16 protein-coding genes are annotated in these 22,382 nt (G+C 77.0%); 7 read left to right on the top strand and 9 right to left on the bottom strand.

Features of this window, described 5'->3' with window-relative positions; genetic code table 11:
* Nucleotides 1-119 precede the first annotated feature (119 nt).
* Nucleotides 120-827 (bottom strand): metal-dependent transcriptional regulator, encoded by a 708-nt coding sequence (locus ACI79V_RS03700; protein WP_456886917.1) that lies wholly within the window; start codon nucleotides 825-827, stop codon nucleotides 120-122.
* A 210-nt stretch (nucleotides 828-1,037) separates the two neighbouring features.
* Here ACI79V_RS03700 and ACI79V_RS03695 point away from each other — a divergent pair, with 210 nt between their 5' ends.
* Together ACI79V_RS03695 and ACI79V_RS03690 are read left to right on the top strand one after the other, a co-directional pair.
* A complete protein-coding gene (locus ACI79V_RS03695; RefSeq protein ID WP_456886915.1) occupies nucleotides 1,038-2,219 on the top strand; it encodes an acetoin utilization protein AcuC in 1,182 nt (393 codons plus the stop codon).
* On the top strand, nucleotides 2,212-4,941 hold the full coding sequence (locus tag ACI79V_RS03690; RefSeq protein WP_456886913.1) for a bifunctional acetate--CoA ligase family protein/GNAT family N-acetyltransferase: 2,730 nt from the start codon (nucleotides 2,212-2,214) through the stop codon (nucleotides 4,939-4,941). Before ACI79V_RS03695 ends, ACI79V_RS03690 begins: the two co-directional genes overlap by 8 nt.
* A 20-nt stretch (nucleotides 4,942-4,961) precedes the next feature.
* On the opposite strand, the gene ACI79V_RS03685 is transcribed toward ACI79V_RS03690, so the two are convergent.
* The 4 genes from ACI79V_RS03685 to dtd all read right to left on the bottom strand — a co-directional run bounded on the left by ACI79V_RS03685 (nucleotide 4,962) and on the right by dtd (nucleotide 8,918).
* Entirely contained in the window at nucleotides 4,962-6,521 is a 1,560-nt protein-coding gene (locus ACI79V_RS03685) for an alpha/beta fold hydrolase (protein WP_456886911.1), read from the bottom strand.
* 52 nt (nucleotides 6,522-6,573) lie between these two features.
* Nucleotides 6,574-7,125: a TIGR03086 family metal-binding protein gene (locus tag ACI79V_RS03680; RefSeq protein ID WP_456886910.1), complete on the bottom strand. Its 552-nt coding sequence runs from the start codon at nucleotides 7,123-7,125 to the stop codon at nucleotides 6,574-6,576.
* Nucleotides 7,126-7,258: 133 nt separating this feature from the next.
* Nucleotides 7,259-8,242, bottom strand: a complete 984-nt coding sequence (sigB, locus tag ACI79V_RS03675) for an RNA polymerase sigma factor SigB (RefSeq protein ID WP_456886908.1) — start codon at nucleotides 8,240-8,242, stop codon at nucleotides 7,259-7,261.
* Between the two features lie 244 nt (nucleotides 8,243-8,486).
* Nucleotides 8,487-8,918 (bottom strand): D-aminoacyl-tRNA deacylase, encoded by a 432-nt coding sequence (dtd, locus tag ACI79V_RS03670; protein ID WP_456886906.1) that lies wholly within the window; start codon nucleotides 8,916-8,918, stop codon nucleotides 8,487-8,489.
* Nucleotides 8,919-9,115: 197 nt separating this feature from the next.
* Here dtd and ACI79V_RS03665 point away from each other — a divergent pair, with 197 nt between their 5' ends.
* Entirely contained in the window at nucleotides 9,116-9,913 is a 798-nt protein-coding gene (locus ACI79V_RS03665; RefSeq protein ID WP_456886904.1) for an ABC transporter ATP-binding protein, read from the top strand.
* Nucleotide 9,914: 1 nt separating this feature from the next.
* The gene (locus ACI79V_RS03660) at nucleotides 9,915-12,446 is read left to right on the top strand and encodes an ABC transporter permease (protein ID WP_456886902.1); all 2,532 of its coding nucleotides are present in this window, start codon (nucleotides 9,915-9,917) and stop codon (nucleotides 12,444-12,446) included.
* Nucleotides 12,447-12,504: 58 nt separating this feature from the next.
* On the opposite strand, the gene ACI79V_RS03655 is transcribed toward ACI79V_RS03660, so the two are convergent.
* Nucleotides 12,505-14,088 (bottom strand): ATP-binding protein, encoded by a 1,584-nt coding sequence (locus ACI79V_RS03655; protein WP_456886900.1) that lies wholly within the window; start codon nucleotides 14,086-14,088, stop codon nucleotides 12,505-12,507.
* Nucleotides 14,089-14,233: 145 nt separating this feature from the next.
* Between ACI79V_RS03655 and ACI79V_RS03650 the strand changes: the two genes are divergently transcribed.
* Complete coding sequence (locus ACI79V_RS03650) at nucleotides 14,234-15,415, top strand: sensor histidine kinase (protein ID WP_456886898.1); 1,182 nt, start codon at nucleotides 14,234-14,236, stop codon at nucleotides 15,413-15,415.
* Nucleotides 15,412-16,074: a response regulator gene (locus tag ACI79V_RS03645; RefSeq protein WP_456886896.1), complete on the top strand. Its 663-nt coding sequence runs from the start codon at nucleotides 15,412-15,414 to the stop codon at nucleotides 16,072-16,074. Before ACI79V_RS03650 ends, ACI79V_RS03645 begins: the two co-directional genes overlap by 4 nt.
* A gap of 10 nt (nucleotides 16,075-16,084) precedes the next feature.
* Here ACI79V_RS03645 and ACI79V_RS03640 read toward each other — a convergent pair whose 3' ends face one another.
* Genes ACI79V_RS03640 through ACI79V_RS03630 form a run of 3 tightly spaced genes read right to left on the bottom strand, consistent with a single transcriptional unit; the run spans nucleotide 16,085 to nucleotide 21,314 of the window.
* Entirely contained in the window at nucleotides 16,085-17,107 is a 1,023-nt protein-coding gene (locus ACI79V_RS03640) for a zinc-dependent alcohol dehydrogenase family protein (RefSeq protein ID WP_456886894.1), read from the bottom strand.
* A 59-nt stretch (nucleotides 17,108-17,166) separates the two neighbouring features.
* Nucleotides 17,167-18,156, bottom strand: coding sequence for an NAD-dependent epimerase/dehydratase family protein (locus ACI79V_RS03635; protein WP_456886892.1), 990 nt, complete (start codon nucleotides 18,154-18,156; stop codon nucleotides 17,167-17,169).
* A gap of 20 nt (nucleotides 18,157-18,176) precedes the next feature.
* Nucleotides 18,177-21,314 (bottom strand): ATP-binding protein, encoded by a 3,138-nt coding sequence (locus ACI79V_RS03630; RefSeq protein ID WP_456886890.1) that lies wholly within the window; start codon nucleotides 21,312-21,314, stop codon nucleotides 18,177-18,179.
* Between the two features lie 276 nt (nucleotides 21,315-21,590).
* Here ACI79V_RS03630 and ACI79V_RS03625 point away from each other — a divergent pair, with 276 nt between their 5' ends.
* On the top strand, nucleotides 21,591-22,382 hold the full coding sequence (locus ACI79V_RS03625) for an alpha/beta fold hydrolase (RefSeq protein WP_456886889.1): 792 nt from the start codon (nucleotides 21,591-21,593) through the stop codon (nucleotides 22,380-22,382).

Raw genomic sequence — 22,382 nt, 5'->3', positions numbered from 1 at the left:
TCGCGGACGCTGGGTCGTGGCGCGGACGCCGCCACCGTAACGAGCGGCGCCCGGCACCCGCGGGGAGCGGGTGCCGGGCACCGGGACGTGCTGGAACGGCCCTGCCGCAGGGCCCCTCCTCACAGGTGGGCGGCGGCCTCCGCCGGGGTCAGGTCGTCGTCGAGCGCGGCGACGAACAGGTGCTGGGCCACACCGGCGGGCAGCGGGTGGTCGTCGACGGTGACGGTGCCGTTGGTCGACCGGGCGACGACCGTCGCGCCGGGCCGCACGCCGTGCTCGGAGAGCTCGCGCAGCAGCTCGCCGTTCTCCTGCAGCTGCTCGCTGATCCGCCGGATGGTCACCCGGCGGCCCTCGGCGGTGGCCGTGGTGGACAGCAGGGTCAACGAGTCGAGCACCGCCGAGGTCTCCCCGCCGAGCGCGTCGAGGCCGGGGATCGGGTTGCCGAAGGGAGAGACCGTCGGGTTGCCGAGCAGGGTCAGCAGCTTGCGCTCCACCGCCTCGCTCATCACGTGCTCCCAGCGGCAGGCCTCCTCGTGGACGTCGGCGTAGTCCAGGCCGATGACGTCGACGAGCAGGCACTCGGCGAGCCGGTGCTTGCGCATGACCGCGGTGGCCAGCGCCCGCCCGGACTCCGACAGCTGCAGGTGCCGGTCGCCCTCGACGGTCAGCAGCCCGTCGCGCTCCATGCGGGCGACGGTCTGGCTGACCGTGGGGCCGCTCTGGTGCAGCCGCTCGGCGATGCGGGCCCGGAGCGGGACGATGCCCTCCTCCTCCAGCTCGAAGATCGTGCGGAGGTACATCTCCGTGGTGTCGATGAGGTCGTTCACTGGCACTCCTCCGTGTCGTTCCCGATCCTACGGCCCGCGAGCCACCGGCCCCGGCGCTCCGCCGGACGCGCGAGCCGCCCCGGCGTGCGCCCCGCGGCGGCCGGCCGCGGGGAGGGCGGCGGCCGCGCACCGGCGGTAGCGTCCGGGCGAGGGCCGACCCCGGGACGACGACGCCCCGGCCGGAGGGGCCCGACGGCGGAGGAGGGCACCGTGAGCGACTCGGTGGCCGTCGTCTGGGACGACGCGCTGCTCGGCTACACGCTGGGTGGTGACCACCCGCTGCACCCGGTGCGGCTGGACCTCACCATGCGCCTGGCCGACGGCCTCGGCGTGCTGGCCCCGGACCGGGTGAAGGTCGTCCGGCCCACCCCGGCCGGCACGGACCTGCTCACCCTCGTGCACGACGAGACCTACCTGGAGGCGGTGCGGCGCGCCCCCACCGACCCCGACGAGCGCTACGGCCTGGGCACCTCCGACAACCCGGTCTTCGAGGGCATGTACGAGGCCGCGGCGCTCATCACCGGCGGCAGCGTGCAGGCCGCGGAGCTCGTGCACTCCGGCCGCGCCCAGCACGCGGTGAACATCTCCGGCGGGCTGCACCACGCCATGCGCGACCGGGCGTCGGGCTTCTGCGTCTTCAACGACGCCGCGATCGCCATCGCCTGGCTGCTGGGCCAGGGCGTCGAGCGGATCGCCTACGTCGACCTCGACGTCCACCACGGCGACGGCGTGCAGGCCGCCTTCTACGACGACCCCCGGGTGCTCACGGTGAGCATCCACCAGACGCCGCTGACCCTCTTCCCCGGCACCGGGTACCCCGAGGAGTGCGGCGACCCGGAGAAGGCGCACGGCAGCGCCGTGAACATCGCGCTGCCCAACGGCACCGACGACCCCGGCTGGCTGCGCGCCTTCCACGCCGTCGTCCCGGGCGTGCTGCGGGCCTTCGCGCCGCAGGTGCTGGTCACCCAGTGCGGCTGCGACGCCCACCACGAGGACCCGCTCGCCGACCTCGCGCTCACCATCGACGGCCAGCGGGCCAGCTACCGCGCGGTGCACGAGCTGGCGCACGAGCTCTGCGACGGCCGCTGGATCGCCCTCGGCGGAGGCGGCTACGGGCTGGTCCGCTGCGTGCCGCGGGCCTGGACCCACCTGCTGGCCGAGGCGGCGGGGGCGCAGCTGGACCCCGCGACGGAGATCCCGCAGTCCTGGCGCGACGACGTCGTCGCCCGCGGGCTGCGCGCCCGGCCGCCGACGCACATGACCGAGGGCGGCTACACCGGGTTCGCCGCGTGGGACCCGTTCACCGAGTCCCGCGTCGACCGCGCCGTCGCGCGGACCCGGCGGGCGGTCTACCCCCTGTTCGGCCTCGACCCGGACGACCCCCGTGACTGACCAGCGCACCGCGCCGGAACAGTCACCCGCGGAGCAGCCGTCCGCGGAGGAGGCGCCCCGGCCGCCGGCGCACTGGGAGGCCGACATCATCGCCGCCGACGGCGGCACGGTGCACCTGCGCCCGATCTGCCCCGAGGACGCCGACGGGCTGGTCGGGCTGATGGACCGCAGCTCCGACCAGACCCGCTACTACCGGTTCTTCGGGCCGATGAAGCGGCTCAGCGACCGGGACCTGCACCACTTCACCCACGTCGACCACCGCGACCGGGTGGCGTTCGTCGTCCTGCTCGGCGACCAGCTCATCGCGGTCGGCCGCTACGACCGCCTCCCGGGCACCGACGACGCCGAGATCGCCTTCCTCGTCGAGGACGCCCACCAGGGCCGCGGCCTCGGGTCGGTGCTGCTCGAGCACCTGGCCGCCGCTGCCCGCGAGCGGGGCATCACCCGCTTCGTCGCCGAGGTGCTGACCCAGAACGCCCGGATGGTCCGCGTCTTCCTCGACGCCGGCTACCAGGCCAAGCGCACCTACGACGAGGGCGTCGTCCACCTGACCTTCCCCATCGCGCCCACCGAGACCTCGCTGGCGGTGCTCTACGAGCGCGAGCAGCGCAGCGAGTCCCGGTCGATCGCGCGGCTGCTGACGCCGTCGTCGGTCGCGGTCGTGGGCGCCAGCAACGACGAGGGCAAGATCGGCAACCTCGTCCTGCGCAACCTGCTCGACCACTCCTTCGAGGGGCCGGTGTACCCGGTCAACCCCGGCGCCCGGCACGTGCGCGGCGTCCCCGCCTACGCCTCCATCGAGGACATCCCGGGCGACGTCGACCTCGCCGTCGTCACCGTCCCGTCCGACGAGGTCGCCGGGGTGGTCGAGGCCTGCCGGCGCAAGCGGGTCCGCGGGCTGGTGGTCATCTCCGGCGGCTTCGGCGAGACCGGGCCGGAGGGGCGGGAGGCCGAGCGGCGGCTGGTCGCCTCGGCGCGGGCCTCGGGCATGCGGGTGGTCGGCCCCAACTGCCTGGGCATCGTCAACACCGACCCGGCCATCCGGCTCGACGCCAGCCTCGCCCCCCGGGTGCCCGGCCGCGGCCGGGTCGGCTTCTTCGCCCAGTCCGGCGCGCTGGGTGTCGCCCTGCTCGAACGCGCCCGCCGGGCCGGCATCGGCCTGTCCAGCTTCGTCTCGGCGGGCAACCGCGCCGACGTCAGCGGCAACGACCTGCTGCAGTACTGGGCCACCGACCCCGGCACCGAGGTCGTGCTGCTGCACCTGGAGAGCTTCGGCAACCCGCGCAAGTTCGCCCGGCTGGCCCGCACCGTCGGCCGCACCAAGCCGGTGGTGGCGGTCAAGAGCGGCCGGCACGGCGGGCTGACCCCGGGGCTGGCCGGCACGTCGGTGGCGGTGCCCGAGCAGTCGGTGGCGGCGCTGTTCGCCTCGGCCGGGGTGATCCGGGTGGACACCGTCGCGCAGCTGTTCGAGGTGGGCATGCTGCTCGCCCACCAGCCGCTGCCCGCCGGCGACCGGGTCGCCGTCGTGGGCAACTCCACCGCCCTCGGGGTGCTCGTCGCCGACTCCGTCCTCGACCAGGGGCTGTCGCTGGCGCACGAGACGCCGGCCGACATCGGAACCGGCGGCAGCCCGGAGGCCTTCCGCGCGGCGCTGCAGCAGGCGGTCGACGACGACGGCGTCGACGCGGTCGTCGCGGTGTTCCTCCCGCCGCTGGTGCACACCCCGCCCGACGAGTACGGCCGGGCGCTGGTCGAGGTGTCGCGGTCCTCGGCCAAGCCGGTCGTGGCCACGTTCCTCTCCGCCGAGGGCATCCCGCGCGAGCTCACCGTGCCCGACGAGACCGACATGCCCGCCCGCGGCTCGGTGCCGTCGTACTCGACCCCGGAGCGGGCGGTCATCGCGCTGGCCCGCGTCGCCGAGTACGCCCGCTGGCGGCGCCGGCCGGTGGGCACCGTGCCCGAGCTGTCCGGCGTCGACGCCGGGCGCGCGCGGTCGCTGCTCCGCGGCGTCCTGGCCGGGTCGCCGGAGGGCCGCCCGCTCGCCGACGACGAGGTGATCGCGCTGCTGGCCGCCTACGGGGTGCCGCTGCTCGGCACGCGGACGGCGACCACCGCCGAGGAGGCCGTCGCCGCGGCCGACACCGTCGGCTACCCGGTGGTGCTCAAGTCCACCGCGCCCTGGCTGCGCCACCGCACCGACCTCGGCGGGGTCCGCCTCGACCTCCCCGACGCCGACGCCGTCCGCGCCGCCTTCGAGGCCATCCCGGCCGGCGACCCGGTGATCGTGCAGGAGATGGCCGCGCCGGGCGTGGCGACGGTGGTGGAGGTCGTCGACGACCCGTCGTTCGGCGCCCTGGTCAGCTTCGGCCTCGGCGGGGTGGCCACCGAGCTGCTCGGCGACCGCGCCTACCGCACCCTGCCGCTGACCGACCTCGACGCCGCCGAGCTGGTGCGCGAGCCGCGGGCGTGGCCGCTGCTCGACGGCTGGCGCGGCGCCGAGCGGGTCGACGTCGCGGCGCTGGAGGACCTGCTGCTGCGGGTGGCCCGGCTCGCCGACGACCTGCCCGAGGTGCTCGGGCTGACGCTGTCCCCGGTGATCGTCGGCCCGGAGAAGCCGTGGCACGGCGGGCGGTCGCTGGTGGTGGCCGGCGGCACCGTGCGGGTCGGCCTGCCCACGGCGCGCGTCGAGCCCGGTCCGCGCCGGATGCGCGAGGTCCCCTGAGCCACCCGGGACCGACCCGCTCACTCCGCGAGGAAGTCCTCCACCTCCCGGAGGAACACCGGCCAGGCCGGCTCGTCGGCGAGCAGGACGTGGTTCCAGCTGTCGAGCGCGACGAACCGGCTGCCCGGGATCACCGACGCGGTCAGCCGGCCCTGCGCGAACGGCGGCCGGCCGTCGTGGCGCGCGTGCAGCACCAGCGTCGGCGCCCGGACCTCGGCCGCGGTCGCCACCACGTCGATGCCCGCGGCGACCTCGAGGACGTGGGCGGCGTTCTCCGGTGACGTGGTGGTGCGCTGCAGGTCGTTGAAGGCGTCCCACAGCCGGCGGGACGCCCGGGGCATGAACCGCGAGGTGAACACCTGCCGGAACGCCGGGTCGTCGCGGCCCCAGCCCAACCGCACCAGCTCGACCTCGAGCAGGTGCTCGCGGCGCTCCTCCTCGGTCCTGGCCCGGATCAGCCGGCCCTGCAGGTAGCCGCCGTAGAGGACCAGCCGGCTCACCCGGTCCGGGTGCCGGGCGGCGTAGGTGATCGCGACCGCGGCGCCCTGGGAGATGCCGAGCAGCGGGAACCGGTCGAGCCCGGCCGCGTCCACCACGGTCTCCAGGTCGGTCACCCAGCTCTCGAAGGTCGGCTCCGGGACCTCCCAGTCCGACAGCCCGCACCCGCGCTCGTCGTAGCGGACGAGCCGGTGCCGCCGGGACAGCGCCAGCAGCCAGTGCCGCCACACCGGGCTGTGCCAGTCGTGGTCGACGTGGGTCATCCAGTGGGCGGCCTTGACCAGCGGCGGCCCGGTCCCGGAGCACGCGTAGGCCAGGCGCACGCCGTCCGGGCTGCGGCAGAACCGGATCTCCTGGGACAGCCGGCCCTCGTCCGCGGCGCTCAGCCGCCCGCGGGCGCGCAGCGCGGCGGCCAGCTCGGCGCCCAGCCGGGTCGCCTCCGGGCCGGGACCGGTGCCCAGCTCGCGCCGCAGCGTCCGGTCGAGGTCCTCGTAGCGGGCCAGCGCGCCGGGCAGGTCGCCGCCGGCGGCCAGCTCGCGGACCAGCGCGACGGCGGCCGCCTCGTCGAGCGGGTCGAGCGCCACCAGGTCGGCCCACCGGCGGGCCTGCCGCAGCAACTGCCGCCGCAGGCCGCCGAGGCGCTCGCGCGGTCCGGCAGCCCACCCGGTGTAGACCTCACCCGGGAGGGGCTCGGCTGGGAACCGCCGCAGCACGTCGGCCGCCGCCTCGGGCGAGCCCTCCCGCAGCGCCTCGGCGGCGGCGGCCTCGAACTCCTCCACGTCCACCGCGACCGGCGTCCCGGGCACCAGGGCGACCGTGCCGTCGCGCAGCACCACCGCCTCCGGCGAGCCCAGGGCCCGGCGGGCGTAGTGCGCGGCCTTGTGCAGCCGCGGCGCCGCGTCGGCGAGGTCGAGGTCCGGCCACATCAGGTCCATCACCTGCTCGCGGTGCGCCTGCCGACCGGGGCGCAGCGCCAGGAGCTTCACCAGCCCGGCGGCGTCCCGGCGGGTCCACGCGTCCTCCGGCACCCGGCGGCCGTCCACCTCGACGGTGAACGGCCCGAGCAGCCGGACGGTGAGCACCGGCCCATGGTCGACCCGCGGACCGCCCCGCGACCAGGTACCGACGCCCGCGTCAGGGCCGGCGGCCGGTGAAGGCCAGCAGCTTCGCCTGGTCGTCGGCGTCGTCGGGGACCGGCACGCGCGCGCCGTAGTGGCCGCTGCCGCGCATCGCGGCGTCCCACGGCTCGATGCCGGCCAGGAACCCCGAGACCTCCGCGGCGTCCAGCGTCTCGTCCTGGCCGGTGGCGCGGGCGAGGTCCCAGGCGTGCACCAGGAGGTCCATGAGCCCGGTCATGGCGACCAGCTCCTCGAGGGTCATCCCGCCCGCGCGGGTGGCCGTGGGGAGCCGGGCCGTGGCGGGGTCGGCCAGCAGCGCCGAGATCGCCGCGTCGGCGGCGCGCCAGGCACCGGCCGGGTCGTCGTCGACCGGGGGCATGTCCGGCAGCGGCCGGCCGACGGCGCCCAGGTAGAGCGACGGCATCCACTCCACGAGGTGCCGGACGACGTCGCGGGCGACCCAGCCCTCGCACGGCGCGGGGTCGTCCCAGCGGTCCGGGGGGACGCCGTCGACCCGCCGCCCGAACTCGTCCGCGAGCTTCCGCCACCGCTGCGCCGTCGTCGCCACGACCCGCCTCCTCAACCGATCGGTTGAGGACGAGCCTGGCGTGTACCGCTGCGGGTGTCAACGGCCGCGCAGACGCCGAGAGCCGGCTCCCCGTGGGGAACCGGCTCTCGGCGGCGTGCTGCCGGGACGGCTGCTACGCCAGGTAGTCGCGCAGGGCGTCGGCGCGCTGTGGGTCGCGCAGCTTGGCCATCGTCTCGCGCTCGATCTGGCGCACCCGCTCGCGGGAGAGGCCGAACTGCTTGCCGATCTGCTCGAGGGTGCGCGGCTGGCCGCCGTCGAGCCCGAAGCGGAGCACGACGACGTCGCGCTCGCGGTCCTCCAGCGTGGAGAGGACGTTGCGCACGTCGCCCTTCATCATCTGGAAGGCCACCGCGTCCTCGGCCACCGCGGCGTCGGCGTCCTCGATGAAGTCACCGAGCCGGGACTCCTCGTCGGCACCGACGGTCTGGTCGAGGCTGACCAGGTCGCGGCTGTACTCGAGCAGCTCGGTGACCCGCTCGGGGGTCATGTCCAGCTCGAGGCCGAGCTCCTCGGCGGTGGGCTCGCGCTCGAGCTCCTGGTGCACCCGGCGGCGGGTCCGCACGACCTTGTTGACCTGCTCGGCCAGGTGCACGGGCAGCCGGATGGTGCGGCCGGAGTCGGCCATCGCGCGGGTGATCGCCTGGCGGATCCACCACGTCGCGTAGGTCGAGAACTTGAAGCCCTTGGTGTAGTCGAACTTCTCGACGGCGCGGATGAGGCCGACGTTGCCCTCCTGGATGAGGTCCAGGAACGTCATGCCGTGGCCGGTGTAGCGCTTGGCCACCGACACCACCAGGCGCAGGTTGGCCTCCAGCAGGTGCCGCTTGGCGGCCTTGCCGTCGATCGCGAGGGCCTTGTAGTCGCGCTGCAGGGCCGGGGTGAGCTGCCGCTCGGTGAGCAGCCGCTCGGCGTACAGGCCGGCCTCGATGCGCTTGGCCAGCTCGACCTCCTGCTCGGCGGTCAGCAGGGCGGTCTTGCCGATGGTGTTCAGGTACACGCGCACCAGGTCGGTCGACACCAGGCCACTGGTGTCCGGCTCGCGTCGCGGCGAGCGGACCTCGAGGGCGTCACTGGGGGAGGACTGCAGGAGCGTCACGGGATGTCTTCGTCCTTGCCTGTGGTTCCGGATGCACCCGCCGGCTGGCGCGCACGGTGGGTCACCCGCGTCTGGGGTGGGGGCGCTGCTGTCCGGGCGGCACCCCGCTGTCGTCTGTTGTCGTCCGTTGTGTTACGCCCCGTCCAACGGTTCCGACGGGGCCTGGTGTTCCGCGTGACCCGCAATCACAGGCAACGCACAGACCGTGTCTTCGGTCACCACCAGTACCCGGCCGGTCGCTGGATCAGACCTCCAGCAGCAAGGTCATCGGTCCCTCGTTGACCGACGCCACGAGCATCCGGGCCCCGAACACGCCCGTGGCCACCTCGCTGCCGCGCCGGCGCAGCTCGGCGACGACCTCGGTGACCAGCGGCTCGGCCACCTCGCCGGGCGCGGCGGCGTCCCACGACGGGCGCCGTCCCTTGCGCGTGTCGGCGTAGAGCGTGAACTGGCTGACGACCAGCACCGGCCGCCCGAGGTCACCGGCCGAGCGGGCGCCCTCGTCGGTGGGGAACACCCGCAGCTCGTGGACCTTCCGCGCCAGCGCGCGGGCGCGGCCGGCGTCGTCGTCCCGGCCGACGCCGACCAGCGCCAGCAGGCCGGGACCGATCTCCCCGACGACGGCGCCGTCGACGGTCACCGAGGCCGACGCCACCCTGCTCACCACCGCACGCACCGGCCCATCCTGCGCTGCCGCCGGCCGTCGCCGACGGGAGCGGGCCGCTCCTGCGGCAGGAGGAGGCCGGACCCGCCCCTCCTCCTCGAGGACCACTCCGCCGACGGTCCCGCGGGCCGATCCCTCCCGGCGCCGGCGCCGACAGGCTCGGTCCGCCGCAGCAGGTGCGGCACCCGACCACCTCGAGGAGCCAGACCGTGACACCGGTCCAGCAGACGTCCCCGGCCGCCCCCGCCGCGGCGACGGGCACCCCCGCCGCCCGCGGCCGGGCCCTGACCAGGGTCTACGGCCGCGGCGACACCCAGGTCACCGCGCTCGACGCCGTCGACGTCGACTTCCACCGGGGCGAGTTCACCGCGATCATGGGCCCGTCGGGCTCGGGCAAGTCCACGCTCATGCACTGCATGGCCGGCCTGGACTCCCTCACCTCCGGGCAGGCCTGGATCGGCGACGCGGAGCTCTCGGCCCTGGACGACAAGGGGCTGACCCGGCTGCGCCGCGACCGCGTCGGGTTCGTCTTCCAGGCGTTCAACCTCCTGCCGACCCTGACGGCGCTGGAGAACATCACGCTGCCCATGGACATCGCCGGCCGCACCCCCGACCGGGCCTGGCTGGACGAGGTCGTCGACGCCGTCGGCCTGCGGGCCCGGCTCGGCCACCGGCCGGCCGAGCTGTCCGGCGGCCAGCAGCAGCGCGTCGCCTGCGCCCGCGCGCTGGCCGGCCGGCCCGAGGTCGTCTTCGCCGACGAGCCGACCGGCAACCTCGACTCGCGCAGCGGGGCCTCGGTGCTGTCGTTCCTGCGGACCTCGGTGCGGGAGATGGGCCAGACCGTCGTCATGGTCACCCACGACCCCGCGGCCGCCTCCTACGCCGACCGGGTCCTGTTCCTCGCCGACGGCCGCATCGTCGACGAGATGGCCGCCCCCACCGCCGAGCGGGTCCTGGACCGCATGAAGGCCTTCGACCCCGCCGGCCGCGTCGTCGAGGTGGGCTGAGATGCGCAAGGCGACCCTGCGCAGCCTCCTGGCGCACAAGCTGCGCCTGGCCCTGTCGGCTGTGGCGATCGTCCTCGGCGTCGCCTTCGTCGCCGGGACGATGGTCTTCACCGACACCCTCGACCGCACGTTCACGGCGCTGTTCGAGAGCACCGCCTCCGATGTCGGCGTGACCGCGGAGGGCGGCTTCGACGCCGGCGTCGACGGGCCCGCCGGCCGCCGCCCGGTCCCCGGCGACCTGGTGGAGCAGGTGCGCGACGTCGACGGCGTGGCCGCCGCCGCGGGCTACGTGCAGGCGGAGGGCGTCTACGTCCTGACCCCCGCCGGCGAGGTGCTCGACACCGGCGGCGCGCCCGGGATCGGGATCAGCTGGACCGCCGAGCCGGAGCTCTCGCCCGGCGAGCTGACCGAGGGCCGCGCCCCCGAGCGGGCCGGTGAGGTGGCCCTGGACAGCGGCAGCGCCGCGGAGGCCGGCCACGCCGTCGGTGACCGCGTCACCCTGCTCACCCCGGGCCCGAGGGTCGAGGCCACCGTCGTCGGCGTCTTCACCTTCGGTGAGGACGGCGGTCTGGCCGGCGCCTCGCTGACCGCCTTCGACGCGGCCACCGCCCAGGAGCTCACCGGCCTCGGGGACGGCTTCACCGGCATCCAGGTGGCGGCTGCCGACGGCGTGACCCACGCCGAGCTCGCCGACCGCATCGCCGCTGCGGTCGGCGACGGCTACGACGTGCAGACGGCGCAGCAGCAGGCCGACGCGCAGTCCGCGGCGCTCGAGGAGGGGCTGTCGTTCATCACGGTGCTGCTCACCGCCTTCGCGGTCATCGCCCTGTTCGTCGGCAGCTTCATCATCCTCAACACCTTCTCGATGCTGGTCGCGCAGCGGACCCGCGAGCTCGCGCTGCTGCGGGCCCTGGGGGCCAGCCGCGGCCAGGTCACCCGCTCGGTGCTGGTGGAGGCCGCCGTGCTCGGCGTCGTCGGCGCCACGCTCGGCCTGGCCGGCGGGTTCGGCGTCGCCACCGGCCTGCGCGCGCTGTTCGGCACGTTCGGGCTCACCCTCGACGGCGACCTCGTGCTGTCGGCGGACACGGTGGTGTGGTCCTACGCCGTGGGTGTCCTGGTGACCCTGGTCGCGGCCTGGGTGCCCGCCCGCCGGGCGGCCCGCACCCCACCGGTGGCCGCCATGCGTGACGACCACGTCGCCGTGGAGCGGTCGCTGCGCCGCCGGAGCGCCGTGGGCGCGGCGCTCGCGGTCGCGGCGGCCGGCGCGCTGGTGGCCAGCGTCGCGGCCGACGGCGGGGACGCCCCCGCCCTGGTCGGGGTCGGCGCGCTGGCCCTGGTGCTGGCCGCCGTCGCGCTCAGCCCGGTCCTGGCCCGGCCGTTCGTCCGGGTGCTCGGCGCGTCCCTGCCACGGCTCGCGGGCACCGCCGGCCGGCTGGCGCGGGACAACGCGCAGCGCAACCCCCGGCGTACGGCGGCGACGGCGTCCGCGCTGATGGTCGGGCTGACGCTGGTGACCGGCTTCGGCGTGCTGGGCGCGTCGGCCAACGCCTCGGTCGACGCCCTCGTCGACGACGCGCTGCGCGCCGACTACGTCGTCTCCACCGCCGTGGGTCAGCCGTTCACCCCGGAGGTGGCCGACCGGCTGCGGCAGCTCGACGAGGTCGACGCCGTCCTGCAGGAGCGGTTCACCCAGGTGCAGCTGGATGGGCAGACGACGTTCGCCGCGGCCGTCGACGCGGCCACGCTGGACCGCGGGCTCACCCTCGAGTACCTGTCCGGCGGCAGCGCCGGGCTGGCCGGGCGCGGCGTGCTGGTCGACGAGACGACCGCCGCGGCGCGCGGCTGGGAGGTCGGCGACACGGTCGAGGCCGTCTCGGCGGGCGGCCAGCGGGCCGAGCTCACGGTGGGCGGCGTCTACGCCGCCAACCAGGCGGTCGGCTCGGTGGTCCTGTCCCTGGAGACCGACGCGGCGCTCGGCGGGCAGGCCCTCGACCGCTACGTCTACGTGGTCCTCGCCGAGGGGACCGACGCGGCCGCGGCACGGGCGGCGGTCGAGTCGGTCGTCGACGCCTACCCGGTGGTCGGCCTCAAGGACCGCGACGAGTTCGCCGGCGAGCAGAAGGCCCAGGTCGACCAGGTGCTGCTGCTCATCAACGCGCTGCTGGTCCTGTCCGTGGTGATCGCCGTGCTCGGGATCGTCAACACCCTGGCGATGTCGGTCCTGGAGCGGACGCGGGAGATCGGGCTGCTGCGCGCGGTCGGCATGACCCGGCGGCAGCTGCGCCGCACGGTGCGGCTCGAGGCGGTGCTCATCTCCGTCTACGGGTCCGTGCTCGGCCTGGGCCTCGGCCTGGTGCTCGGGATCGGCCTGACCCGGTCGCTGGCCGACCAGGGCATCACCGAGCTGGTCGTCCCCGGCGGCCGGCTGGCGGGCTTCCTGGTGCTCGGCGCGCTGATCGGCGTGGTGGCCGCGGCGTGGCCGGCCCGCCGGGCGGCACGGATGCAGGTGCTCGACGCCATCGCCACGGCGTGACGCGGTGACCGGGTGCCCCGGAGCGGGGCACCCGGTCACCGTCCACCCGGCGGCGGGGTCAGCCCGGGAGGGGCACGCGGACGACGAGCCGCGTGCCCTCCCCGGGCGCGCTGTGCACGTGCAGCCACCCGCCGCACAGCAGGGCCCGCTCGCGCATCGTGCGCTGACCGTGCCCGCCGCCGGGCTCGTCCGCCGGGTCGAACCCGCGGCCGTCGTCGGTGACGGTCAGCACCAGCTCCGACCCCCGCACCTCCAGCTCGAGGCCGGCGCTGTCCGCCCGGGCGTGCTTGACGCAGTTGTGCAGGGCCTCGGCGGCGATGCGGACCAGGTGCTCGGTGTGCCCGGCGCCGACCGCGGGCAGGTCGCCGGGCAGCCGCAGCCGCACCGGCAGCCCGTTCCGGGTGGTGCAGGCGGCCGCCAGGTCGGCCAGGGCGCCGGCGAGGTCGGGGGTCTCCCCGCGGATGCCGCTGACCATGGCCCGCAACTCGGCGACCGCCTGCCGGGACAGCTCCTCCAGGTCGCGGGCGGCGGCCTCGACGAGCCCGCCGTCCCCGGCCGCCAGGCCGCGCCGGACGGCCTGGGCCCGCGCGTGCAGCGAGAACAGCGATGCGCTCAGCGAGTCGTGCAGGTCCCGGCCCAGGCGCCGGCGCTCGAGCTCGGCGGCCTGCGCCCGCAGCTGCTCGTCGGCCAGCGCGACCGACACGTGGGCGCCCAGCGCGGACCACGACGTCAGCTCCGGCTTCGTCGGCGCGGTCACCGACGGCGGCATGAGCAGCAGCAGGCACCCTCCGACCCGCCCGCCGCGGTGCAGCGGCAGCCCGGCCGCGCCCTGCCAGCCGAGCCCGGCCAGGTGCGCGGCCAGGCCGGCCGCGGACCGCTCGAGACGCTGCCGCCCGTCGGAGAGCAGCAGCAGCCGGCCGGCCGTGAGCAGGTCCCCGCCGGGGAGGTCGGACACGCGCAGGTCCGCCTCCGCCACCACCTCGGCGGTCCGCGGCGGGACGCCGGCCGACGCCCGCAGCACCAGCCGCCCGTCGTCGGCCGCGGCGAGCACCAGGCAGCCGACGGCGCGCGACCGGTCCACGGCCTCGCGGGCCAGGCTGGCCAGCACCTCCTCGACCGGCGCGTCCCCGGCGATGCCCGCCGCTGCCGCGCCGGGGACCGCGGCGTCGGTGTCCGGGGGACCCAGCCCGAAGGTCGGGTGGAACACCGCCGGCGCCAGCTCCCGGTCGCCGACCCGCAGCACAGACCCCGACCAGGTGATGCCGACCTCGGTGCCGTCGGGCCGGACGACGGTGTTGGCGTAGAAGGCGGTGTCCCCCTCGCGCTGCTCCTGCTCCAGCTCCAGCAGCGCCGCCCGCTCGTGCTCGGCGAAGGTCAGCAGGTAGTCGGTCCCGGCGAGCTCGGCGAACGGGCGGCCGACCACCGCGGCACCCGCCGGGTTGAGGTACACCCAGCTGTGGTCCTCCCCGGTGATGCACACGCCGTAGCCCGAGGACTCGATCAGCTCCACCAGCGCGTCGACGCCCAGCCCGCGGAGCACGGCCGGGCCATCGGCGGGGAGCGCCTGCGGCGGCCGGGGAACCGGGAGCCGGGGGGCGGCGGGCTGCTCGTGCTCGGACGCGACGGCGCCCTGGGGATCCACGAGCGCAGAGGATAGACAGCGGAACGGCGCCGGACGGATTCCGCGGCGCCCGGCTCGCCCCCCTCCTCCGCGAGGAGGAGACCGAGCCGGGAACCGGTCCGTGCGGAGGAGGGACCGGCGTGCGGGCGGCGCCTAGCGTGGCCGCGTGCAGCTGAGCGGCGTCGTCCCCCGCAGCCCCCGGTGGCGGTGGGGCGTCCGGGAGGACGTCGTGCTCGGCGCGCTGGTCGCGCTCTTCGCGACCCTGTCCCTCTGGTCGGCCCCGGAGTTCGTCGACTACGACTTCCGGGAGCCCGACGCGCTCGCCGTCGGGCTCGCGGTCCTGTCCGGCGCGGCGGTGGCCGTGCGCACCCGGCGGCCGCTGGCGGCCCTGGCCGTGGCGTCGGTCGCCTCGCTGCTGCCGGTGCAGCAGGGCTACGCGCAGGGCGTGGCCACCCTGGCGCCGCTGCTGGTCACCTACACCGTCGCGGCCGCCCACCCGCTGCGGCGCAGCGCCCCCGCCACGGCCGGCGCGGGCCTGCTGGCCGCCGTGGTGCTGCTCACCGGCCCGTTCGAGCCCTCCGCGGCGGACTGGTTCGGCAACGCGCTACTGCTCGGCGCGGGTTTCGGCGTGGGCCGGTCGGTGCGACTGCGGCGGCAGCACACCGCCGGCCTCGAGGAGCGCAACCGCGCCCTGTCCGAGGCGCAGGAGGCGCGCAGCCGGGCCGTGGAGGTCGACGAGCGGGCCGCCATCGCCCGGGAGATGCAGGACCTGGTCACCCACGGCCTGACGGCGCTGACCGTGCAGACCGCCGCGGCCCGACGCCTGCTGCGCACCGACCCCGACACCGCGGAGGACCTGCTGCGCACCGTGGAGCGGATCGGCCAGGACGCCGTCGCCGACATGCGCCGCGTCCTCGGGGTGCTCCGCCCGGCCGGCGACGCCGCCGAGCTGCGGCCCCAGCCGGGGCTGGCCGACATCGACGACCTGGTGGCCTCGGTGCGGGCCGCCGGCATGCCGGTCGAGCTGGTGTCCATCGGGACCGCGGCCGAGGTGGAGCCCGGCGTCGCGCTCACCGCCTACCGCCTGGTCCAGGAGGCGCTGCGCAACTGCCAGCAGCACGCCGGCCGCGCCGCGGCGACGATCGTGCTGCACTGGCGTCCCGGGAGCCTGTCGCTCGCGGTCGAGGACGACGGCCGCGGCGCCCGCGACGGCGGACCCGGGGGCCGGGGGCTGCGCTCGCTGGCCGAGCGCGTCGCGGCCTACGGCGGGCGGCTGCGGGCCGGTCCGCGCGGCGGGGGCGGGTTCGCCGTCACCGCGACCCTGCCGACGTCGAGGAGTGCCGCGTGACCATCCGGGTGCTGCTGGTCGACGACCAGCCGTTGCTGCGCACCGGCTTCCGGCTGATCCTGCAGTCCGAGCCGGACGTCGAGGTCGTCGGCGAGGCCGGCGACGGGGAGGTCGCGCTCTCCCAGGTGCGGGCGCTGCGCCCCGACGTGGTGCTCATGGACATCCGCATGCCCCGCATGGACGGCGTCGAGGCGACCCGGCGGCTGGCCGCGCTCGACGCGCCTCCCCGCGTGCTGGTGCTCACCACCTACGACCACGACGAGTACGTCGTCGACTCGCTGCGGGCCGGCGCGTCGGGGTTCCTGCTCAAGGACGTGCCGGCCGAGGACCTCGTCGACGCGGTGCGCGTGGTGCACCGGGGGGAGGCCGTCGTCGCGCCGCGGGTCACCCGGCGGCTGCTCGACCGCTTCGCCCGGCTGCTCCCGGCCGCGGAACAGGCGGCCGCGCCGCTCCCCCAGCTCACCGAGCGGGAGCACCAGGTGCTGCTGCTGGTGGCCCGGGGGCTGTCCAACGCCGAGATCGCCGGCGAGCTCGTCCTGAGCGAGACGACGGTCAAGACCCACGTCAGCAACGTCCTCACCAAGCTCGGCCTGCGGGACCGGGTGCAGGCCGTGGTGCTCGCCTACGAGCGGGGGATCGTCAAGCCCTCCGCCTCGTGAGCAACGGCGGTCAGGGCCGCAGCAGCGTCTTGATCGCCCGCCGCTCGTCCATCGCGCGGTAGCCCTCCGCGGCCTGCTCCAGCGGCAGCTCGAGGTCGAAGACCCGCCCCGGGTCGATCTCGCGCCGCCAGATGAGGTCGATGAGCTCGGGCAGGAAGCGGCGCACCGGGGCCGGCCCGCCGTGCAGGTGCACGTGGGTGAAGAACAGCTCGTCGCCCGGCAGCGCGACGTCGTGGGCCACGCCGACGTAGCCGACGTGCCCGCCGGGGCGGGTGGCGCGGACGGCCTGCATCATCGACTCCTGGGTGCCCACGGCCTCCACGACCGAGTGCGCGCCCAGCCCGTCGGTCATCTCCCGGATCCGCGCCACACCCTCGTCGCCGCGCTCGGCGACGACGTCGGTGGCGCCGAACTCCCGGGCCAGCTGCTGCCGCGACCCGTGCCGGCTCATCGCGACGACCCGCTCGGCCCCGAGCTGCCGCGCGGCCAGCACGGCCAGCAGGCCGACCGCGCCGTCCCCGACGACGGCCACCGTCTTCCCGGGCCCGGCCTGGGCGGCGACGGCGCCGAACCAGCCGGTGCCCAGCACGTCGGAGGCGGCGAGCAGGCCCGGCACGAGGTCGTCGTCCGGGAGGTCGGGGGTGGCGACGAGGGTGCCGTCGGCCAACGGGACGCGGGTGTACTCGGCCTGGGCGCCGCTGGCCGCGCCGGGCTGCCGGTTGACGCAGGAGGTCTGGTAGCCGGCGCGGCAGATCTCGCAGGTGTTGTCCGAGGCGAAGAAGGAGCCGACGACGAACTGACCGGGCCGGACCGTGGTGACCTCGCTGCCGACCTCCTCGACGACGCCGGCGTACTCGTGGCCCATGGGCGAGGGCCCGCGCACCTCCTCGACACCGCGGTAGGGCCACAGGTCCGAGCCGCACACGCAGGTGGCGGCCAGGCGGACCACGGCGTCGGTGGGCTGCTCGATCACCGGGTCGGGGCGGTCCTCGACGCGGACGTCGCGGGGGGCGTGCAGGACCGTTCCTCGCATGACGGGTCCTCCGGGGTCGGTGGGGTCGGGCCGGGGCCGCCGCGGCGGCCCGCCGTCGCCTACCCGTGCCGGGGCCGCCCCACCCGGGGCGGTCCAGGACCCCCGCCGGGTGCGGCCCCGAAGACCTCGCGGAAGCCCTCCCGCCAGCTGGGGTGGGCCGGCTGCCAGCCGAACTGCTGTCGGGCCCGGTCGTTGCGGGCGCCGCGCAGCTGGGTGCCGTAGTAGACCGTCTGCGGGCCGAGGTCCCGCCCGGCGACGTCGACCGGGACCACCGCCGGCTCGGGGGCGCCGAGCAGGCCGGCGAGGTAGGGGACCCACTCCCGCATCGGCGCCGGGTCGTCGTCGACGACGTTGTAGACCCCGGGCGCGCCGCGCTCGACGGCGACGGCGGTGACCGCGGCGGCGTCGTCGACGTGCACGAAGGGGTAGCGGCCCTCGCCGTCGCCGACGACCGGCTGCCGGCCGGCGCGGACCGCCTCGGCGAAGCCCCCGCCGGGCGCGAAGCCGGTGCCGGGGCCGTAGAGGAACCCGTAGCGCAGCACCACGCCCTCGATCCCGTCGGTGCCGAGGACCGCCCGCTCCAGGGCGAGGGCGGCGGCGGTGTGTCCCCGCAGGGCGCCGGGCGCGTCGGAGTACGGCGGGGCGTCCTCGTCGAGCAGCCAGGGACCCTGGGGGGCGGTGGTGAAGCTGGCGCTCTGGGCGACGACGCGGCGGGCGCCGGCGGCACGGGCGGCGTCGACGAGCACGGGGGTCACCTCGGCGCGCAGCCGGTTGGTGTCGGCCAGCCAGGCGCCGTAGTCGGCCGCCGGCCCGGAGAGCGCGGTGAGCTGGTGGAGCACGACGTCGGGGCGCGCGGCGGTCACGGCGGCGCGCAGGGCCGGGGCGTCGAAGGCGTCCACGACGGCCGGCTCGGCACCCGCGGCGCGCAACTGCCCGGCCCGGGCGGGGGAGCGGGTCGTCGCGGTGACCCGGTGGCCGGCGGCGAGCAGCAGCGGCAGCAGCGCCCGGCCGAGCACGCCGGTGCCGCCGGCGAGGAACACCCGTGCCACGTCGATGCCTCCTCGGTGCCTCAGGTGCTGCCGGCCGGCACCGCGAGCGGGCCGCGGCACCGGTCGGCGTCCAGCGGCTGCCCGGCGGTCGCGAAGCACTCCGCGGCCTGCTCGAGCAGCCGGCGGCCGCCCTCGGGGTCCCCTTCGGCGTGCGCGAGGTGCGCCCGCGCCTCGAGGATCGCCGCCTGCCACGCGGTGCCCTGCCACAGCGCGGCCGACCGCTCGGCGGCCCGCAGGTGACCGCGCGCGGCCTCGACGTCGCCGACGTCGGCGCAGGCGATCGCCGCGGGCACCGAGACCATGACCTGGCAGAAGTGGCAGTGGTCCTCCGGTCCGACGGTGGCCTCCGCCCGCCCGACCGCCGCGTGGGCCTCCTCCGGGGACTCCGCGGCGAGGATCGCGGTGCCGTGGATGCGCTGGAGCAGGTGCATCGGGATCGGCGACCACCGGGCCAGCGGCAGGGCCTGCTGCAGCAGCCGGCGGGCGCCGGCGCGGTCGCCCTGGTGCACGCGCAGCTCGGCGAGGCGCTGCAGCGAGTGGGCCTCCCCGGCGGGGGCGCCGATCTCGGCGTGCAGGTCGGCCGCCTCCCGCAGGTCGTGCTCGGCGGTGGCCAGGTCGCCCGACAGCAGCGCCGCCTCGCCGGTGAGCGCGCAGGCGAACGCGACGGCGCGCAGGGCCCCGGCCCGCTCAGCGGTCTCGCGCAGAGCCCGCCCGAGTGCGATGACCTCGGCGTACGGGGTGGGCCCGTAGAGGAGGTACTCGGCCACGCACAGGTGGGCGTCGAAGACGGCGGTGGCGATCGCCGGGGCCTCCCGGGTCCGCTGCAGCTCGTGCCGCAGCCGGCGGAACCACTGCCCGCCGTTGTGCGCGATGAGGCCCTGCAGGGCCACCAGGTCCAGCAGGCGCCAGTCGGTCGCGGCGCCGAGCCGCCGCCGTGCCTCGTCGGCCGCGGCGCGCGCCCCCTCGAGGTCGCCCGAGAACCAGGCGAGGTTGCCGCGGGCCAGGAGGATGGCGCTGTCGGCCGCGCCGCCGTCGGGCTGCAGGCCGCTGAGCGCGTCCGTGGCGGTGTCCAGGTCGCCGTCCATGCTCGCCGCCTGCGCCAGCCGGGCGAGCAGCACCCGGCGGGCGTCTCCCTCGGCGGCCGCGACGGCCTCCCGGCAGGCCGCGACCGCGCCGCCGTCCCCGACGGCCATCAGCAGGTCGGCGCGCAGCGCCAGCATCCGGGCGCGGTCGGGCCCGGCGGCGGCCTCGCGGACCTGCTCGACGAGGTCGAGCGCGTCACGGTGGGCGCCGAGGGCGGCGCTGGTCTCCGCGGCGGTCAGCAGGTGCGGGACGGCGGCCGCGGCGTCGCCGGCGCGCATCAGGTGGGCCCCCACGCGGGCCGGCGCGGCGCCCACCGCCTGCAGCGCCGCCGCCGCGTCCCGGTGGAGCCGCTGCAGCCGGTGCGGCGGGAGGTCGGCGAGCAGCCGCTCGCGGACGCGGTCGGTGCGGAACCGGTAGCCGACGTCGGCCGGCTCGAGCAGCCCCGCCGCCAGCACGGCGTCGAGGTGGCCGAACGCCGTCTCCTCGTCGACGCCGGACAGCGCGACGAACTCGTCGGTGTCCACCGTCCCCCCGGCGACGGCGACCCGACGCAGCACCTCCTCGGTCCCCGGCGGGCAGGCGGCCAGCAGCCGGCCGACCGGCAGCCGCCACGCGTCGCCCGTGCCGATCCCCGGGAGGAGGGCGACGACCCGGCCGGGGAGGCCGCCGGACCAGTCGTGCACCTCGCGGGCCAGCCGCTCGGCGGGTGGGGCGCCGAGGTGCGCGGCGAGCAGGGCGGCCGTGCCGGCCGGCGGGAGCGCCGGCAGCCGCAGGTCGACCGCCGGGTGCCGCCGCAGCATGCTCTCCCGCACCCGGCCCAGCCGGCTGTCGCGGGGGACGTCGTGGTGCCCGGCGACGAGCAGCACCCGCTCGGTGGGCGCGACCCGGGCGAGGTAGTGCAGCAGGCGCAGGCTGCCGTCGTCGGCCTCGTGCAGGTCGTCGACGGTGAGGACGGCGCCGCCGCCGCCCGCGGCCAGCCGGAGCAGCTCGGCGGCCGAGACGAACAGCCGCTGGTGCCCGCCCTCCCCGGACCAGGTCAGCTCGCCGCCGCGCAGCGCCCGCTCGATCTCCTGCCGGAAGGCGTCGTCGAGCCCGTCCAGCAGCGTCGGGTGCCGCCGGCAGAGGTCCGACAGCGCCTCCAGCACCGGGGCGTAGGGCCACCCACCTTCGGCGTCGGAGCTCGCCCCCGCGCCCACCCGCGCCCCCTCGGCCGCCGCACGGGCGCGGACCCAGCCGAGCACGGCCGAGGTCCCCGCGCCGGCGGCGCCGCTGACCAGGACCGTCGTCCCCCGCCCGGCCCGGGCCTCCCGCAGCGCCCCGTCCAGCCGGTCCAGGACGGCCTGCCGGCCGACCAGCCGGGGCAGGCGGGGGCCGGCGGCCGGACCCGGGGAGTCGCCCGCCAGCCGGTCGCGCAGCGCGAGGGCCTCGGCCGAGGGGCCCACCCCGAGCTCGGCGCGCAGCGCCCGGTCCAGCCGCTCGAACTGCCGCAGCGCCCCGCGCCGGTCCCCGCGGTCGGCGGCGGCCTGCACCAGCGCCAGGTGGGCCTCCTCGTCCGCCGGCTCGATCCGGAGCAGGTCCGTCCAGCGCCGGCCGGCCCGCAGCGCGTCCAGGTGGGCCTGGCGGACGGCGTCCCGGTCGGCCTCGGTCCACGGCTCGAACGGGTCGTCGGGCAGCAGTGGGCCGCCGTGCGCGGCCAGCGCGGCCTCGACGTCGGCCGCTGCGCCAGAGGCGACCGCCGCCCGGGCCAGCCGCAGGAAGCGCTCCGCGTCCACCTCGACGCCGGCGCCCGGCAGCAGGCTCACGGTGTCGCCGCGCAGCACCACCGCGGCGCGGTCCCCGAGGGCGCGCCGGGCGTAGTGCGCGGCCGTGTGCAGCCGGGGCGAGGCGTCCTCGGGGGACAGGTCCGGCCACAGCGCGTCGAGGACCCGCTCGCGGTGCAGGCTGCGCCCCGGCGCGAGGGCCAGCAGCTTCACCAGCGCGGACGCCGAGCGCCGCGTCCACGCGGCGTCGGGGACCTCGCGGCCGTCCACGGTGACCGTGAAGCGGCCCAGGAGGGTGATCTGCACGTCCACCATCGGTGGTCCGTTCCGTCGTCGTCGTCGGTGTCCGGTGCCGGCCCGGGCGGTCCCCCCGTCCGGGCCGGCCTGCGCCCGGGTCGATCAGGGAGCATCCCGCGTCGGGTGTCTCCCGCGCCAGGGTCGTCGTGCGCTCGCCACGGGCCGGCGCCTCGACGGCCGCCGGCCCGGGTGGGACGCTCGGCACGCGTCGGGCCGCCCTCCCGTGCGTCCCGACCGGCGGGACCGGCACGGCCGGCCGGCGGCACCGGCCGGCGGCATCGTCGAGGGGCTGCCGTGGACGTCGTCGAGGCCGGCGGACGGACCATCGCCTACCACCGCGCGGGGGCGGGGCCGCCCCTGCTGCTCCTGCACGGTGCCTGGAGCGACGGGCGGGAGTGGCGGCCGCAGCTCGCGGGGCTGTCGGACGAGTTCGACGTGGTCGCGTGGGACGCGCCCGGCTGCGGCGCGTCCCCCGACCCGCCGGCGGACCTGACCCTGGACGAGTACACCGACGCGGTGGCCGCGCTCGTCGGCGCGCTCGGGCTCGGCCGGGTGCACCTGTGCGGCCTGTCCGCCGGCGGCGTCCTCGCGCTCGCGGTGTGGCGACGCCATCCGGAGTCGGTCAGGTCCCTGGTGCTCGCCTCGGCCTACGCCGGGTGGCGGGGGTCGCTGCCCCGCGAGGAGGTGGAGGCCCGCCTGCGGCGGGTGCGCGCCGAGCTCGACCGCCCGCCGGCCGAGTGGGTCGACGACTACCTGCCCGGGTTCTTCGCCGGCCCCGTGCCGCAGGAGACCCTCGACCTCGTCCGCGGCGTCGTGCTCGACGTCCGCCCGGCCGGGACGCGGTCCATGCTCACGGCGTTCGCCGACGCTGACCTGCGCGACGTGCTGCCGACCGTCACCGTCCCGACGCTGCTGCTCCACGGCTCCGCGGACGTGCGGGCGCCGCGACCGGTGGCCGAGGCGCTGCACGCCGCGATCCCCGGGTCCCGGCTGGTGGTCCTCCCCGGCACCGGTCACGTCGTCAACCTCGAGGCCCCCGACGCGTTCGACGCCGAGGTGCGGCGCTTCCTCCGCACCGTGCCCTGA

The organism is Geodermatophilus sp. SYSU D00700 (genome assembly GCF_054050255.1).
The sequence above is the reverse complement of the archived record's forward strand: the minus strand, read 5'-3'. Positions and strand labels throughout refer to the sequence as shown.

Bases quoted from the DNA above. Each gene is read 5' to 3' on its own strand.
- ACI79V_RS03660 (WP_456886902.1), top strand. From the start codon at position 9,915: ATGCGCAAGGCGACCCTGCGCAGCCTCCTGGCGCACAAGCTGCGCCTG.
- ACI79V_RS03630 (WP_456886890.1), bottom strand. From the start codon at position 21,314: ATGGTGGACGTGCAGATCACCCTCCTGGGCCGCTTCACGGTCACCGTG.
- ACI79V_RS03640 (WP_456886894.1), bottom strand. From the start codon at position 17,107: ATGCGAGGAACGGTCCTGCACGCCCCCCGCGACGTCCGCGTCGAGGAC.